Annotated in this window: 13 protein-coding genes and 1 pseudogene; 6 read left to right on the forward strand and 8 right to left on the reverse strand. The window is 37.4% G+C overall.

Annotated elements, in window-relative coordinates; translation table 11 throughout:
- Positions 1 to 348 precede the first annotated feature (348 nt).
- The 4 genes from IPP32_12010 to arfB form a co-directional block, all read right to left on the reverse strand.
- Entirely contained in the window at positions 349 to 969 is a 621-nt protein-coding gene (locus IPP32_12010) for a response regulator transcription factor (protein ID MBL0048808.1), read from the reverse strand.
- A gap of 59 nt (positions 970 to 1,028) precedes the next feature.
- Entirely contained in the window at positions 1,029 to 2,813 is a 1,785-nt protein-coding gene (locus IPP32_12015; protein ID MBL0048809.1) for a tetratricopeptide repeat protein, read from the reverse strand.
- A 256-nt stretch (positions 2,814 to 3,069) separates the two neighbouring features.
- A complete protein-coding gene (lhgO, locus tag IPP32_12020) occupies positions 3,070 to 4,290 on the reverse strand; it encodes an L-2-hydroxyglutarate oxidase (GenBank protein ID MBL0048810.1) in 1,221 nt (406 codons plus the stop codon).
- Positions 4,291 to 4,296: 6 nt separating this feature from the next.
- A complete protein-coding gene (gene arfB / locus IPP32_12025) occupies positions 4,297 to 4,704 on the reverse strand; it encodes an aminoacyl-tRNA hydrolase (protein MBL0048811.1) in 408 nt (135 codons plus the stop codon).
- Positions 4,705 to 4,802: 98 nt separating this feature from the next.
- Here arfB and IPP32_12030 point away from each other — a divergent pair.
- The 6 genes and pseudogenes from IPP32_12030 (at position 4,803) to IPP32_12055 (ending at position 12,396) form a co-directional block, all read left to right on the forward strand.
- Positions 4,803 to 6,556, forward strand: a pseudogene (locus IPP32_12030) (DUF885 domain-containing protein).
- Positions 6,557 to 6,937: 381 nt separating this feature from the next.
- Entirely contained in the window at positions 6,938 to 7,828 is an 891-nt protein-coding gene (locus IPP32_12035) for a hypothetical protein (protein ID MBL0048812.1), read from the forward strand.
- Between the two features lie 12 nt (positions 7,829 to 7,840).
- Positions 7,841 to 8,305 carry a T9SS type A sorting domain-containing protein gene (locus tag IPP32_12040; protein MBL0048813.1) on the forward strand — a complete coding sequence of 155 codons (465 nt, stop codon included), beginning with the start codon at positions 7,841 to 7,843 and terminating at the stop codon, positions 8,303 to 8,305.
- Positions 8,306 to 8,381: 76 nt separating this feature from the next.
- The gene (locus IPP32_12045) at positions 8,382 to 8,825 is read left to right on the forward strand and encodes a hypothetical protein (GenBank protein ID MBL0048814.1); all 444 of its coding nucleotides are present in this window, start codon (positions 8,382 to 8,384) and stop codon (positions 8,823 to 8,825) included.
- 84 nt (positions 8,826 to 8,909) lie between these two features.
- On the forward strand, positions 8,910 to 11,369 hold the full coding sequence (locus tag IPP32_12050; protein ID MBL0048815.1) for a T9SS type A sorting domain-containing protein: 2,460 nt from the start codon (positions 8,910 to 8,912) through the stop codon (positions 11,367 to 11,369).
- 136 nt (positions 11,370 to 11,505) lie between these two features.
- Positions 11,506 to 12,396: an outer membrane beta-barrel protein gene (locus IPP32_12055; GenBank protein ID MBL0048816.1), complete on the forward strand. Its 891-nt coding sequence runs from the start codon at positions 11,506 to 11,508 to the stop codon at positions 12,394 to 12,396.
- Positions 12,397 to 12,399: 3 nt separating this feature from the next.
- Here IPP32_12055 and rsmG read toward each other — a convergent pair whose 3' ends face one another.
- From rsmG to IPP32_12075, 4 genes are all read right to left on the reverse strand, one after another.
- Complete coding sequence (rsmG, locus tag IPP32_12060) at positions 12,400 to 13,032, reverse strand: 16S rRNA (guanine(527)-N(7))-methyltransferase RsmG (protein ID MBL0048817.1); 633 nt, start codon at positions 13,030 to 13,032, stop codon at positions 12,400 to 12,402.
- Positions 13,033 to 13,165: 133 nt separating this feature from the next.
- A complete protein-coding gene (locus tag IPP32_12065) occupies positions 13,166 to 13,702 on the reverse strand; it encodes a GNAT family N-acetyltransferase (protein ID MBL0048818.1) in 537 nt (178 codons plus the stop codon).
- Positions 13,703 to 13,717: 15 nt separating this feature from the next.
- Positions 13,718 to 14,326, reverse strand: a complete 609-nt coding sequence (locus IPP32_12070) for a sigma-70 family RNA polymerase sigma factor (GenBank protein MBL0048819.1) — start codon at positions 14,324 to 14,326, stop codon at positions 13,718 to 13,720.
- Complete coding sequence (locus tag IPP32_12075; protein ID MBL0048820.1) at positions 14,317 to 15,438, reverse strand: glycosyltransferase; 1,122 nt, start codon at positions 15,436 to 15,438, stop codon at positions 14,317 to 14,319. The genes IPP32_12070 and IPP32_12075 overlap by 10 nt, the downstream gene beginning before the upstream one ends.
- Positions 15,439 to 15,553: the final 115 nt, after the last annotated feature.

Below are 15,553 nucleotides of genomic sequence, written 5' to 3' on the forward strand. Positions count from 1 at the left end.
GTGCCTATGTGTTTTAATTCTTTTTTTTTAAACACATAGAATCATAGGGACATAGGTTTCAAATAGTAAAAGAATAATGTGTTTAAATCATTCTTCAAAAAAGTGAAATCTATGTTACTTATGTGCCTATGTGTTTTAATTCTTTTTTTTTGAAACACATAGAATCATAGGGACATAGGTTTCAAATAGTAAAAGAATAATGTGTTTAAATCATTCTACAAAAAAGTGAAATCTATGTTACTTATGTGCCTATGTGTTTTAATTCTTTTTTTTTTGAAACACATAGAATCATAGGGACATAGGTTTCCTGTAAAAAAAGATAGCCTATTAATTAAAGCAAAGGCAGACCTATTTTGGGAAAATTTTATTTAAAGCATCGGTGCGGGAATTTACTTGCAGCTTTTCATAAATGTTTCGTATGTGGGTGCGAACAGTTTCGGTGCTTAAAAATAATTTGTCGGCAATTTCTTTATAGCGCAAGCCTTGAGCCAATAAATCCAGAATTTCCTTTTCGCGGGTCGATAGTTTTTGAAGTTCGACATTGTTTTGGGCAGGTTGAAAGGAGGCAACCACTTTTCGTGCTATACTGCTGCTCATGGGTGAACCGCCATTAAATACTTCTGCAATAGCATCTAATATTTTGGCAGGTTGGGTTGTTTTGGTGAGGTAGCCGGTTGCACCTACTTTCAGTGCTTTAAAAACCGTTTCGGTATCTTCCAATGAAGTACACATTAAAAACTGTGTGCCCGGGCACTTCGGCTTAATGGCGGCAATGCATTCGATGCCTGTTTTTTCGGGTAAGTGAATGTCCATGAGTACCACATCCAAATTCATAAATGGAATTTTTTCGATAGCCAATTCAGCTGTTTCAAAAGTATCCAGGCAACTAAAACCTTCGCTCCCATTAATTAGTGTAGCTAAGCTTTCGCGGATTTGTTTTTCGTCTTCAACGATTCCAACTTTAATCATGTGGCAAAATTAATTTCGAATACGATTGATTTCCTAACATTAAAGTAGTAATTGCAAAACTATGCAGCTGCTAATGGAACAGTAATGCTGATGCGTGTTCCTCTTTTTATTTCGCTTTGTATATTCATATTTCCACCGGCTGCTTGAATCCGATTTTTCATGTTACGTAAGCCATTTCCGGCTGCATAATAGGTGGTATCAAAGCCTACACCATTATCTTCAATGCTAATCGAAAAATTATCGGGTGTGATTTTAGCTACAATTTTTATTTCTGCTGCGTAAGCATGCTTCACAATATTATTCAAACTTTCTTTCACCACCATAAAAACCCCTCTGTGACTTTCTTTACTGATAGGCATTTGCGCTATTTGTTCAGGATAGGAAGCTCTTAATTCGATAGGGAAATCTTCGAGGTATTCAGAAGAGTATTCGCGGATACGTGCAATCAAATTGGCAAGGGTAGTATTCTCAGGATTTAGCGCCCAAATTAAATCACGCATGTTTTCCACCATTTTCCTTGCTGTTTCAGAAACTGCCTCACTACCGCTTTTTATCTCCGGAAATTGTGTGGCTTTTTGAGTGATGACTTCACTTAAGAAATTAATTTTTGACAAACCCGAACCTAAGTCATCGTGAATATCTTTTGCAATACGCATGCGCTCATTCTCTTCCGTTTGTTTGATGGCGCGTTCTTGCTCTAATTTATTTTTGAGTTTTTGATTTCCATACCAAAAATAGAGACCGCTCGAAAGCCCTATTAATAAAAGCAAACCGCCATACAATAAATAATTTCGCTTTTGAATTTGTAATTTTTGCTCTGCTATTTCTAGCGCACTGATGCGTTCCTTTTGCTTTAATAATTGAATTTCATTTTCCTTTTTCTCCGTTTCGTATTTGGTTTGCATATCGGCTAGCTGGCCACTGCGTTGTGTGTTTATAAATTCATTGCGCTCTTGCTCATATAATTTTCGGTATTTTAACGCTTCCGGATAGCGCTGAAGCATTTCATAACAATAGGCAATACCGTCGTAATTTTCGATAATGATTTCAGTTGCTTTGATTTTTTTGGCTGTGTCGAGCGCCTCCATATACAAAATTAAGGCGCGCGCATATTCACCTTTAAGTGCATACACACTGCCCATGTTATTTATAGTAGCTGCGATCATAAATCGGTCGCCCAACTTTTTAGAGAGTGCTAATGCTTCATCATAATTGGCAAGCGATTGAGGATAGTTGCCCAAATATTTATATACGATTCCCAAATTATTTAAGCCCATCGATATACGGTCGTCGTTGTGCTCAGAGCGATAAATGGCAAGTGCTTTTGTGTAAACATCAGCAGCCCTTGCATAATTATTTTGTTGCTCAAAAATAACTCCTTGATTGTTGTAAATATCGGCTATGATGCTTGAATCCTGTATTTTTTGAGCAATTGCTAAAGAACGATCATAAAACTGATTGGCCATTTTAAAATCCTTTTGCTCGGAATACACCGTACCAATATTCTTGAGTGTTTTAGCAATGCGGGCATTATCGCCAATTTTTTCGGCAATGCTCACAGCCAGCTGATAATTTTTTAATGCTTCAGGAGCATTACCGGTATTGGCGTAGCAGTTTCCTAAATTATTGTAGGCATTGCTTAGTAACTTGCTGTCACTTTCCTTTTTTGCTTCTTGCACCGCAGAATTGAAATTTATTTTAGCAGAATCGTAATTGCCCTTTTCGAAATGACCAATACCTGTTGCCAAAAAAGATTCAGCAACAGTATTTTCAGCAATTGTAGACTGCATCAATAGTAAAAACAAAAACGAAACGGTAAGGTGCTTGTATGAAAGTAGCTTCATTTCCAATTGGGTGAACAAAGTAGATTAATCATATTTCATTTTTAAATAAAATTTACAAATCAAGTATTAAGTTGCTCTTGAAATTTAACCACGAAGTAGACTAAGGTTTCACGAAGTTCACAAGGAATTTTTATTCATTACAAAGTTCTAGTGCCTTTTGTGTTTTTCTTGGTGGGCTTTGTGGTTTAATAAGCTATACAATTCAAAAGTCGCAGTTGAACTATCTATACTACATAATTCGCAATTGAAATCTAATTTAGTTTAAATGAAAATACTCACTTGCCATTTGCTCAATAGCCGAACCAATTGCCAAAGAAGCAGTAGCTGCCGGAGAGGGAGCATTGAGCACATGAATGGCATTTCCGTTTTTTTCGATTTTAAAATCATCAATCATTTCTCCTTCGGGCGCTAGTGCCATGGCCCGTACTCCTGCGCGACCCGGAACTAAGTCATCCATTTCGAGACTTGGAATTAATTTATGTAAGCGGTTTAAAAATAATTTTTTAGAAAAAGCTCCCTTGTATTCATCTAATCCAAAGCGCCAATGCTTGCGGAAAAATTTCCAAGTGCCGCCAAAAGTAAATGCATCCACCGTATCCTTTAATGAAAAATCGGTCTTCCCATAGCCTTCGCGCTTAAACACAAAAACTGCATTGGGTCCGCATTCCGTTCCGCCATGAATCATGCGGGTAAAATGTACGCCTAAGAATGGAAATTGTGGATTAGGAACAGGATAAATCAGGTTCTTAACTTTTTTCATTCCCTTTTCCGATAAATCATAATAATCGCCGCGAAAGCCTACTATTGCTGCAGCGGAAGCAGTACCTTCCTTTTTAGCTATGCGATCGCTTTGCAAACCTGCACAGGTAATGATGTATTTTCCGATAAATTTTCCTTTGGGAGTAACTACTGTGGTACTTTCTGCATGCTTTTCAAATGCAGTAACTTCATGCTCGGTAAGCACTTTACTTCCTGCAAATTTTGATCGGATGAGTTCCGTATATTTTCGTGAAACCTCTGCATAATCAATAATTCCGGTACACGGCACCCAAATCCCTGAAATCCCTTCACAATAGGGTTCAATTTCTTTTATGCGTTTGCTGTCTATGAGTTCAATTCCTTCTACATCATTGGCTTTGCCATTATTGAACACTTTGTTCATGTGGGCCAATTCACTTTGATCGGTTGCCACAATCACCTTTCCGCAAATGTCGTGTGCAATTTTATGTTCCTTTGCAAAGGCAACTAATTCACGTCTTCCGTCCACACAATTTTTTGCTTTGTAAGAACCCGGTTTATAATAAATACCGGAGTGAATTACGCCTGAATTATGGCCGGTTTGATGCGCAGCAACTTCCTTTTCCTTTTCTAAAACTAAAATCCTTTTGGACGGATAACGGGTATTAATTTTATACGCTGCAGCCAATCCAACAATTCCTCCTCCTACTATAATAATGTCGTAATCTATATTTTCCATAAAATCTTAATTCAGGTCGCTGATTTTTTTTCGGTTTGATTTCTTTTGCGAAAGTAACTTTTTCTCTTGTAATCTTTCTTCCACCATCGCTTTGCTGGGTTCAACAGCAATTCGCTTCTTTTGTTTTTGCAACGATCGGGCTAGTAAATCATAAAACTTCTTTATTGCCTTTTCTTTATTCTTTAGTTGAGAGCGATCTTCCTGACAAACAATGCGAATAAAACCATCCTGTGCTATGCGATTCTTCCACTTTTCACGCAACAATTCCTTTTCCTTGTCACTTAACAATTCGGAGTCTTCTAAATTAAAGTTGAGTTCAATTTTGGTAGAAACTTTATTTACATTCTGTCCCCCTTTACCGCTGCTGCGGGTAGCTTTAATCTTATATTCGGATGAAAAATCTCTTGTTTTCACTTAACTGTTTCACTAATTTTTTCAAAGTTCTCTTTTTTTGCCGAGAACAACAAAAGTGTAAATTAGTCCTCCATTTTAAAAACCAATACTAAACCCCAATGAAAAAACTATTTTTTGCTGCCAGTGCACTTTTATTATTTGCTTGTAATTCGGGCGATAAAAAAGAAACTACATCAACAACTTCACAAGACAAAGCTTTTGACAATTACAAAAATTATTTTGTTGAACAGCTTTGGAAAACTTATCCCGAATGGGCAAGCGGTGTGGGTTACCATAACTACGACAGTGTGATGACGGTGAACGATGATGCCCGTCGCAAAACAGAAATGGAATTTTTAAACGCACAACTCGATTCTTTAAAAGGTTATTCAGTTGAACAACTTTCATCCAACAATAAAACCGATTATGAATTGATGTTGAATCAATTAAAATCAGGTGTATTTAACAATGAGGAGTTACATGCCGATCAATGGAATCCAAGTATTTATAACATTAGCGGTTCGAGTGCAGAGATATTGGCAGGGAATTATGACAAGTTGGATAATCGCGTAAAAAACATATTTCTAAAGTTGCGCAATGCTAAAGCGTATTATGAAGCTGCAAAACAAAATATAAAAATCCAACGGTAGAGCACACTTTACTTGCTATACAGCAAAATGAAGGAGCCACTTCTACTTTTGAAACAGATTATATTGATTCGGTGAAAAAGACCTCCTTCTCCGAAACTGAAAAAGCCGAAATGATTGCACGTGCGAAGGAAGCAGCTGCAGCCATGAAAGATTATGTGAGCTGGTTGAAGGCTTTAAAAAATGATACTCCTCGCTCTTTCCGCTTAGGTGCTGATTTGTATAAAAAGAAATTTGAATACGATATGCAAGCCAGCAATTCGTATGAGCAAATGTTTGATAAAGCAAGCAAACGAAAATTAGAAGTGCAGGCCGAAATGCTGAAAATCAGTAAAGAATTATGGCCCAAATACATGGATAAAAAACCCATGCCATCAAGCGATTTAGAAACGGTGAAAATGATGATTGACAAGCTTTCTGAAAAACATGTTTCGCGCGATTCTTTCCAAGTTGCTATTGATGAACAGATTCCCACTTTGGTGGAATTTATCAAGCAAAAAGATTTAATTTACATTGACCCCTCTAAACCTTTGGTGGTGCGCAAAGAACCTGCTTATATGCAAGGAGTAGCAGGTGCTTCTATCTCTGCCCCCGGGCCTTACGATAAAAATGGAAATACCTATTACAATGTTGGAACACTTGCTAATTATACCAAAGAAGCGGCCGAAAGTTATTTACGCGAATACAATTATTACATACTTCAAATCCTAAACATACATGAAGCTATTCCCGGACATTATACGCAATTGGTATACAGCAATCAATCGCCCAGTTTAATTAAATCCTTATTCGGAAACAATGCTATGATTGAAGGATGGGCGGTATACACTGAGCGTATGATGCTCGAAAATGGATATGGTGGTGGAACTCCTGAGTTTTGGTTAATGTACTACAAATGGCATTTGCGCAGTGTGTGCAATACTATTTTAGATATTAGTGTGCACACTAAGGAAATGAAAAAGGAAGATGCTATTCAATTTTTAGTAAACGAAGCTTTTCAACAACAAGCAGAAGCGGAGAATAAATGGAGAAGAGTTTCGGTAACACAAGTTCAGCTGTGTTGCTATTTTACAGGCTATTCCGAAATTTTTGATTTTCGTGAAGAGCTTAAAGCTAAACAAGGTGATAAATTTAATTTAAAAAATTTCCACGAAAAATTCTTGAGTTATGGAAGTGCACCAGTTAAAAATATTAAGGCGCTGATGCTGGAAGAAATGCATGAATAATAAGGTGAGTAAATAAAAAAACGACTAAAAACAAGCCGGTTTTGAAGCAATTCAAACCGGCTTGTGAGTTGATTGAATTGACTAAGAGTTTTTGGAAATTAATTGTGTTAATGATATAAATATTCGGTTAACCTCTCCCCGACCCTCTCCAGACAGGGATATGGTTTTCTTTTCCGATTTACAATTTTCGGTTTACCTCTCCCTGGCCCTCTCCAGAGAGGGATATGGATTTGTTTTGGCGTTGCTGCACTATTAAAATATTTCCTAAAAAAGATTAGGTTTGTTTTATGTATTAATTTAAAAAATTAGTTTTGAAAGATTTAGGGCTTTTATTCCTTTTAGCTGTTTGCAAAGAATAACATGTCCAATTAATTTAACTGTATGGAAAAACCCAAAATAAAATCACTTAAAGTTTATAAAAGCGAGCGCGATGAAACCGAGAAAGATTTGATTTTGCATCGGGAATTAAATGAACGAGGGAATCGCGTTAAAGAAATTACTTTTTCCTTAGATGGGGAACCGGTGGAGGAAAAAGAATTTACTTACAATGAAACCGGCAAACTGCTTCAAGAAAAAAGCCATTATGCCGAGGATGAAGTAACCGAAGTACTGCGTTTTGAGTACGATGTAAATGGACGCATTACAAAAACCCATAAAAGTTATGGAGAGGAAGGCGATGAAGATTGTACCTATTATCTCTATAATACAAGCGGAAAACTTATTGAAAAACGCACCGAAAGCAACGAAGGCGAAGTAGAGCACAAAGAAGTTTGGATGTATGAAGGTGATAAACTAATTGAAAATGTAGTGACTGATTACGATGGAAAAATTATTGAACGCTGTCGGTTTAGCTATGATGCGCAGGGCGATGTGAAAGAAGAATTGCGCTATACTTCAGAAACGGAGCAGGAATTGAAAATTTTGTACGACCATCATTTTGACGGAAAAACCCCGGATACTACTGTATATAATAAAGCCGGAAACATTGTTCAACGCAGCCGACATACCTTCGATGAAAAGAAACGATTAATCACGGAAATTACGGAAACGGTGAATGCCGGCGTAAAGAAATTTACAAGTACTTTTAGTTATGACGATCAGGACAATTTGCTTGAAACCCGACTTGTTGATAAAAATGAAAACCTTATTTCAAAAATCGTGTATAAGCACAACACTTTTAATTTAGTTACGGAGGAAGTTCATTACGAGGAACCAAGTCCAGGGCTGGAACTAAAGCAATCGAGTACGTTTACTGAATATGAATTTTATTAAACCACAATTTGCATGAAAAAAATCATTAGTTCCTTAAGCATTATTTCTCTGGCCTATATGCCGGTTCAAGCGCAACAAAAAACAACTCCATCGGCCAAACCCAAAACCAACACCACTGCTAAACCTAAACCAGCATCCACCCCAAAAGCTCAATCTAAGGTGGATATTGTGGGAGCAGCCGTAAGTAAAGACGCCAAAGGAAGCGTGGTACCCTTAGCCAATAAGGAACCTTTTAAGTTTTACACCAATCCCGACAAGGAATTACTCACGATAGAATTTACCGATCCTGCTTTTAAAAATTCCGATATAGCCATTAGTGATAATGATGGAAAACCGATTAAACAAGTACAATTGGAAGGAAATCAAACCAAAATTAATGTCAACACGCAACGTTGGGAAAATGGCATTTATGTTATTGTACTTACCCAACATACCACCCAGCAAACTATTATGCAAAAGATTGTGCTGAATCGTTAATAATTTTTTAATAACTCAAAAAAGGGGTCGAAATTATTCCTCCATTATGGCTTATATTTGCCATAAGCTTTTAAAAATGAGGAGAATATTTTATACCCACATACTGGTTTTAATAATTTTTTGCACTGCAGCGGCACAGCAAAAAGAGACTGCATCCAACGGAAGTGCAGCTCCCAAAAAAACAGGCACCTCTAGCATCACAACAGTTGGCGATGCAGTAGTTAGAAATTCGGCCGGGACTATGATTAGAGGTACTTCTATTCCTAAGCAGCCCTTTAAAATTTACACCAATCAAGCAAATGAATTGCTAATTGTGGAGTATGCCAGTGCCGATTTTAAAGATGGGGATATTAAAGTAAGTGATATAAAGGGAAAACTAATAAAACAAGTGAACTTAGAAGGAAATCTTACTAAAATAAGCCTCAATACAAGTAGCTGGAAAAATGGAGCTTACACCATTGTGTTGAGTCAATATAGCACCCACCAAACGGTAATGCAAACCATTTACTTGAGTCGCTAGTTTATAAGACGCTCAAATTCAATTCATTTATACTCATCACTTTTCAGGAATAGAATATTAATATAGTTTAGCACAAAAAACATCATGCAATTAAGGTTCTACCGCCATTTTTTATTTTTCTATTTCCTACTTGCGCTTTCCTTTAATAGCCTTGCTCAGCCCAAAAACACTAGTGCATTGCCTTTTAGCAACCAATATTCTGCCGCCAAACAAAGTGCAAATAATAGCCGTAGTGATACTATTGATATTTTGAATTACCAAATTAATCTCTCCATCACCAATTTTACCACTCGAATTATTAGTGGAAATTGTTTAGTTAAATTTCAATCCAAACTTAATGGCGTATCTGAACTGAATTTAGATTTGCTTAAACTAACTGTAGATTCGGTTGTGCAACATCAGCAGCAGCAAAACATAAGCTATAACGACACTTTATTAAAAATTAATTTGATAGGACCATTAGCTGCAAATGATGTGGATTCGGTAACGGTATATTATCATGGCATACCACAAATTGATGCCAGTGCTTGGGGTGGTTTTTATTTTACACCTACTTATGCCTATAATTTGGGTGTTGGTTTTGATGCTAATCCTCACAATTATGGGCGCGTTTGGTTTCCTTGTTTTGATAATTTTGTGGAACGGAGTACTTATGATTTCAACATCACTACAGCTTCCGGAAAAAAAGCTGCTTGTAATGGTCAATTACTAAACCATACCCTTAATTCAAATACTACTGAAACTTGGAGCTGGCGTTTAAGTGAAACCATTCCTACCTATTTGGCTTGTGTGGCAATTTCGGCCTACAAAACAGTACATCAAACGTTTAGCGGTATAAATGGGCCGGTACCGGTTGAGCTCGAGGGAGTAGCTACTGATACGAATAACATTAAAGCATCTTTTGTAAATCTTGAAAGTGCTTTTGATACTTACGAGCAGCGTTTTGGCCCTTATCAGTGGAACAAGGTAGGATATAGCTTTGTGCCGTTTAACAGTGGTGCCATGGAGCATGCCACAAACATAACTTATCCCCGTTCCTTTGCCAATGGCTCGCTTACCTATGAGGACATTATGGCGCATGAATTTTCGCATCATTGGTGGGGCGATTTAGTGACCTGCAAAACTGCCGAAGACATGTGGATTAACGAGGGCATGGCTTCTTATTCGGAAGATTTATTTGTGGAGAATTTATATGGAAAGCAGCAATACATAAGTTATGTAAAGAATAACCTAACCGAGATTTTACATTTTGCGCATTTAAAAGAAGGCGGCTATCGAGCCATTTCAGGAGTTCCACATGAATTTACCTATGGTGATCATGTGTATCTAAAAGGAAAAGCAGTAGCTCACGCGTTGCGCGGATACATGGGCGATTCATTGTTTTTTGTGGGCTTAAAAGCATTTCTGGCAAATCGAAAATTTACAGCTGTTACGAGCTATGACATGCGCGATGAGTTGGAGTTAGCAACCGGATTAAACCTTCATGCTTTTTTTGACAATTGGGTGTTTGCTCCCGGGTTTCCTCATTTTTCTATTGATTCGGTGGTAGTTTCTAAAACGGCTTTAAGTTATGCGGTAGGTATTTCGGTAAAACAAAAGCTTTGTGGCGCACCTGCTTACTACAGCAATGTTCCACTTCAAATCACCTTTTTGGATTCGGCTTGGAACAAGCATTCGGGTATTGTACTGCTAAACGACAAAGATTCTACTTATCAGGATACACTTCCATTTAATCCTATTTTTACTGCGGTAAATTTTAACCAAAAACTTTCGGATGCCATTAGCAGTGAGAGCAAGGTGTTAAAGGTAAATGGCCTGAATAATTTTAGCAATGCCTTTATGAGTATTACCGTGCAAAACATTGTAGATTCGGCATTCTTAAGAATTGAACACAATTGGGTGGCTCCGGATTCGTTGAAAGATGCTAATAAACATTATAAACTTTCGCCCAATCGCTATTGGAAGGTGGATGGTATTGTTAAGCCCGGATTTGTGGCTTCGGCCAAAATTAATTACGATGGGCGGAGCTCCGCCTTTACAGGAAATAATTATCTCGACAATTTATTAATTACCGGTAAAGAAGACAGTTTGATATTGGTGTATCGAATAAATTCCGGAGCCGATTGGTTAGAATACCCCTATTTCACCAAATTAATGGGCAATGTGAACGATAAAGCCGGAAGTATAACGCTCGATTCTTTAAAATTTGGTGAGTATGCATTGGCACTCAAGAACGGCCCTTTAAAAGTGGTAGCGCAAACAAAGTATCAAAATTCCGACTACCGCATTTATCCTAACCCTGCCGGGGATAAATTGAATATAGAATTGCTTCAAAACAGCAATAACAATTCGGATATTGATATTAACGACAGCAGTTTAAAACTGTATGAAAGTTACCATGTAGATAAAGACCAAAAGCAATTAACGGTTAGCACGGCAGATTGGCCAAATGGGATTTATTTTGTAATCATCACGCACCATGTAACACAACAAACTATTATGCAAAAAGTAGTAATCAATCATCGACTGGATGCGCGGGATTGATTTATTAGAATTGGTATAAAAACCGCCCCTTATTTTTTGCATTTTATCGAATATTAGTTGAGGCTTGGCAGAGTAATGGAATAGATTGAAAAGATTTTTCTATTTTAGCATCCGAATAACCTAAAATCAAAGCAAGTTGAAACGAATTTTACTCCTTCTATTACTTATTTCGTCGATGGCACAAGCACAGACTTGGAAACGCTACCGTAAAGAAATTTCTGTTGGAATTGGTGCTACAAATTTTTTGGGTGACTTGGGAGGTGCCAATCAAATTGGTACACACGTTTTTAGAGACATCGAATTTTCAACCACAAGGCCGGATATTTCTGCCGGGTTCAGGTATTTTTTCACTCAAAGTATTTCCGCTAAAGCCGGTATATATTACGGATTGGTTAGCGGAAGTGATAATTTAACCGGACAACCACAACGCAATTACCGCAACTTAAGTTTTAAATCAAATATTTGGGAATTATCCGCTCAAGCTGAGGTTTCGGGATTAACCGTTTACCGAGAAGGGCATCGTTACGATATTAAACGAGCGCATGGTTATAAAAACATATTATTCCAAGCCTATGGATTTTTTGGTGTTGGCGTTTTTCATTTTAATCCTAAGGGTTATTACCGCGGCCGTTGGTACAATTTACGTGATATGGGAACTGAAGGTCAAGGTTTACCGGGAGAACCTGATAAATACAAACGCTTTTCATTTTGTATGCCAATTGGAGCAGGTTTTAGATATGGTATTTCAAAAAATATTAATATTGGTATAGAATACGGAATTCGCAAAACGTTTACCGATTATATTGATGATGTGAGTGGTGTGTATTATGATAAGGAAACTATTCGAGCAAACAGTGGGGATGCAGCTGCTTATTTTTCAGACCCCTCATCCGGATTAGATCCTAACGCTACAACTGCAGGTGAAGACAGAGGGCATCCCAATTACAAGGATACCTACATGTTTATGTTTGTTACACTGAATTACCGCATTGCGGATTACCACAAACGCACCAATGCTAAGTTTTAAAACTTAGTTCGCCTTGAAATAAATTACCTTTTTTGTTTCAAAAAATTCGCCTTCTAAATAATCGGATAGCGGGAATTCTTTAATTTTTGAGTTGAAGTCTTTTAACTCTTCGCTTAAATCTCCTCCTTTTAAATACAAAATTCCATTGGGAAGTGAATTTTGTCCGGTAATTTTTATCTTATTTTTTACCCAAAAATAAAACTCCGGAAAAGCGGTAACAGCTCGACTTACAACAAAATCGAATTTATCTTTTACCTCTTCCGCTCGTATTTGTTCGGCATATACATTTTTTAACTGAAGTGCTTCAGCAACTGCCTTTACCACCTTTATTTTTTTACCAATTGAATCAATGAGGTGAAAGCTGCAATCCGGAAATAGAATAGCGAGTGGAATTCCGGGGAAACCGCCTCCCGTGCCTACATCCAGAATTTTTGTTTGGGGTTTAAATTGAATTACTTTGGCAATACCTAAAGAATGAAGCACATGCCGTTCGTGCAGCAAATCAATATCCTTGCGGGATACAACATTTATTTGGGCATTCCACTCTTCATACAAACCCTGAAGTTGCGCAAATTGCTGTTTTTGCAGTTCGGTTAGGTTTGGAAAATAGGATTCTATTAAAGTGCTTGTAATCATTTTTTAATTCGATTTAATAATGAGCTGTTTTTTTAACACATAGGCACATAGGTAGGCGAAAGCACATAGTTGCATTTAATGTTTTTACTCTCTCTTATTGGTTTTTATGTTGTTAAATCAGGCTCAAATAACTTTATTCCCTTCTTATTTTTTGCTGTTGAAAAAATTCAATTTTGCCAAGTTTATACTTTACTCCGGGATGCAAATCGAATTCAAAATTACCGTTGAACTTCATTCCCAATTTTTCCAATACGCGAATAGAAGCCACATTATCTTTTTGCGCCCGCCCAATTATTTCTTCCACTTGCAGGTACCCAAAGCCGTAATGTAAACAGGATTGGGCTGCTTCCGTTGCAAAGCCTCTCCCCCATTGCTTTTTCAGCAGGCGAAAGCCAACATCCACTTCATTGCTTTTCACATGGCGTTTTAAACCACACCATCCCAGGAAGGCTGAAGAACTTTTTTGGATACAGGCCCATCGTCCCATTCCATGTAACGCGTAATCGTTATAGTTTGAAATAAAATGAGCAGCGGCCTCCGGGTTTTCGAAGCGAACATCACCGGTGTATTTAAGCACTTCGGGATCGGCATTTAATTCATATAGGAATGGCGCATCTTCCGGAAGGAATTCCCGCAACAGAATGCGTTCGGTTTCCAAAATTGCGTTCATGAAAAAACGGATCGATTAAATTTTTCCTTGCGTATCCTTTAAGAAATTATAAAGAAACTCACGGGCTCTAAAAAGTTGCGCTTTCACAGTACCTATAGGCAATTCTAGTTTATCCGAAATTTCTTCATATGAGAGTTCATCAAAATAACGCAGCTCAATTAGGTTACGGTAACGCGGTTTAAGTTTTTCGACAACGGCGCGCATCATCTGAATTTTTTCCTTCTTCATTACCTTCTCTTCCGGATCAAGCACATCGGCTTTCACATCCACCCGCATCTCTCCGCCTTCATCGTTTTCGAAAGGCTTATCTAAGCTAAAGGTGTTCATTTTTTTCTTGCGGATAAAATCGATACAGTTATTAGATGCAATCTTAAACAACCAAGTACTAAAGGCAAAGGAAGGTGTATATTGGTGCAAACGGTGAAAGGCTTTACCAAATGCTTCAATGGTTAAATCATCGGCATCGTCCTTATTGTTTATCATTTTAAGCAGCATAAAATAAACCGAATCGCGGTAACGCTCCATCAGTTCGGCATAAGCCTTTTGATCGCCTGTATCCAGTGCTTTGCGCACTAAGTTATAATCGTATAATGCTTTCTCCGACAGGTTGGGTCCTACTTCCATTTATGCTTTTTTACAAATAAGTTCGACACGAAAATAAAAGGATAAAACAACATCAGCAAAATTTCAAACACAAATGACAACCACCACAAATCCTTTTGCTCCAATTTTACCATTGATTTTCTAAAAATAATCATTTGCACCAACATACGTGAAATAAAAACGGCAAGGGTAAGATATAGCTGAAATTGGAGCACCAACAATGCTACAAAAATGCTGTAGAATAAAAAGGTACTCAAACTAAACATCCCTAATAAAAATTTATGACTTGCCTTATAATACTTGGCGGTAGTGATGTGCCGCTTCTTTTGATTGATCCAAGTACGCAAGGTTTTTTTGGGCTCGGAATAAGTGAAGCTGCTGCTGTTAAACTCCACTTTAGTATTTGATTTAGTTGCAGCACCATTAATAAATAAATCGTCGTCGCCAGATTGGATGTGATAATGGGAAGCAAATCCTTTGTGTTTAAAAAATAAGGATTTTCGGTAAGCCAAGTTTCTTCCAACACCCATATAGGTAAGCCTCGCCAAAGAATAAGAAAGATATTGCAAAGCCACGAAAAATGCATCGAAGCGAATTATTTTATTTAAAAACCCATCCGATTTTTTTAAGGCTCCAAAGCCGAGTACAATTTCGGTTTGGGTATCAAAATTTCGTACCATGGTACGAATCCAATTTTCGTTGGCCGGCACACAATCCGCATCGGTAAGCAAAAGCAAATCGTGTTTGGCACCTTTAATTCCTAAGGTTAGCGCTAATTTTTTATCGTGCTCGCGAATTTCGTCTTCTTTTAAATTAACGATGTGAAGTTCGGGATACTTTTTTTCAAACTCATCCAAGATGTCCTCCGATTCATCAACAGAGCAATCGTTAACGACTACAACTTGAAAATTTGGATAGTTTTGGGAAAAATAGAGTGGAATATTTTTTTGCAGATTTTGTGCTTCATTTTTGGCACATATTACCACCGAAACAGGCTCCTCATGAAGCGGAGCGGCAGTATTTTTTTCTTTGCGAAAAGCAAAACGGGCAAAAATTCCCAGGTAATACAAAAATTGAACAAGGGTAATGAGGACAAAGGCTCCAAAAACAATCTCTCCGATTCCGATAGGCATAGTATAGTATATTCTTAAGTAACAAAAGTAAGTGGATGTGAGCGACGCTTTAGAAGAATTAAAGTCTTACTTTAAACAAAGTAATTAACAGGGTATACTCCCAAAAATTTGTTAA

It is taken from the genome of Bacteroidota bacterium (assembly GCA_016721765.1).
Classification (GTDB): Bacteria; Bacteroidota; Bacteroidia; order UBA4408; family UBA4408; genus UBA4408.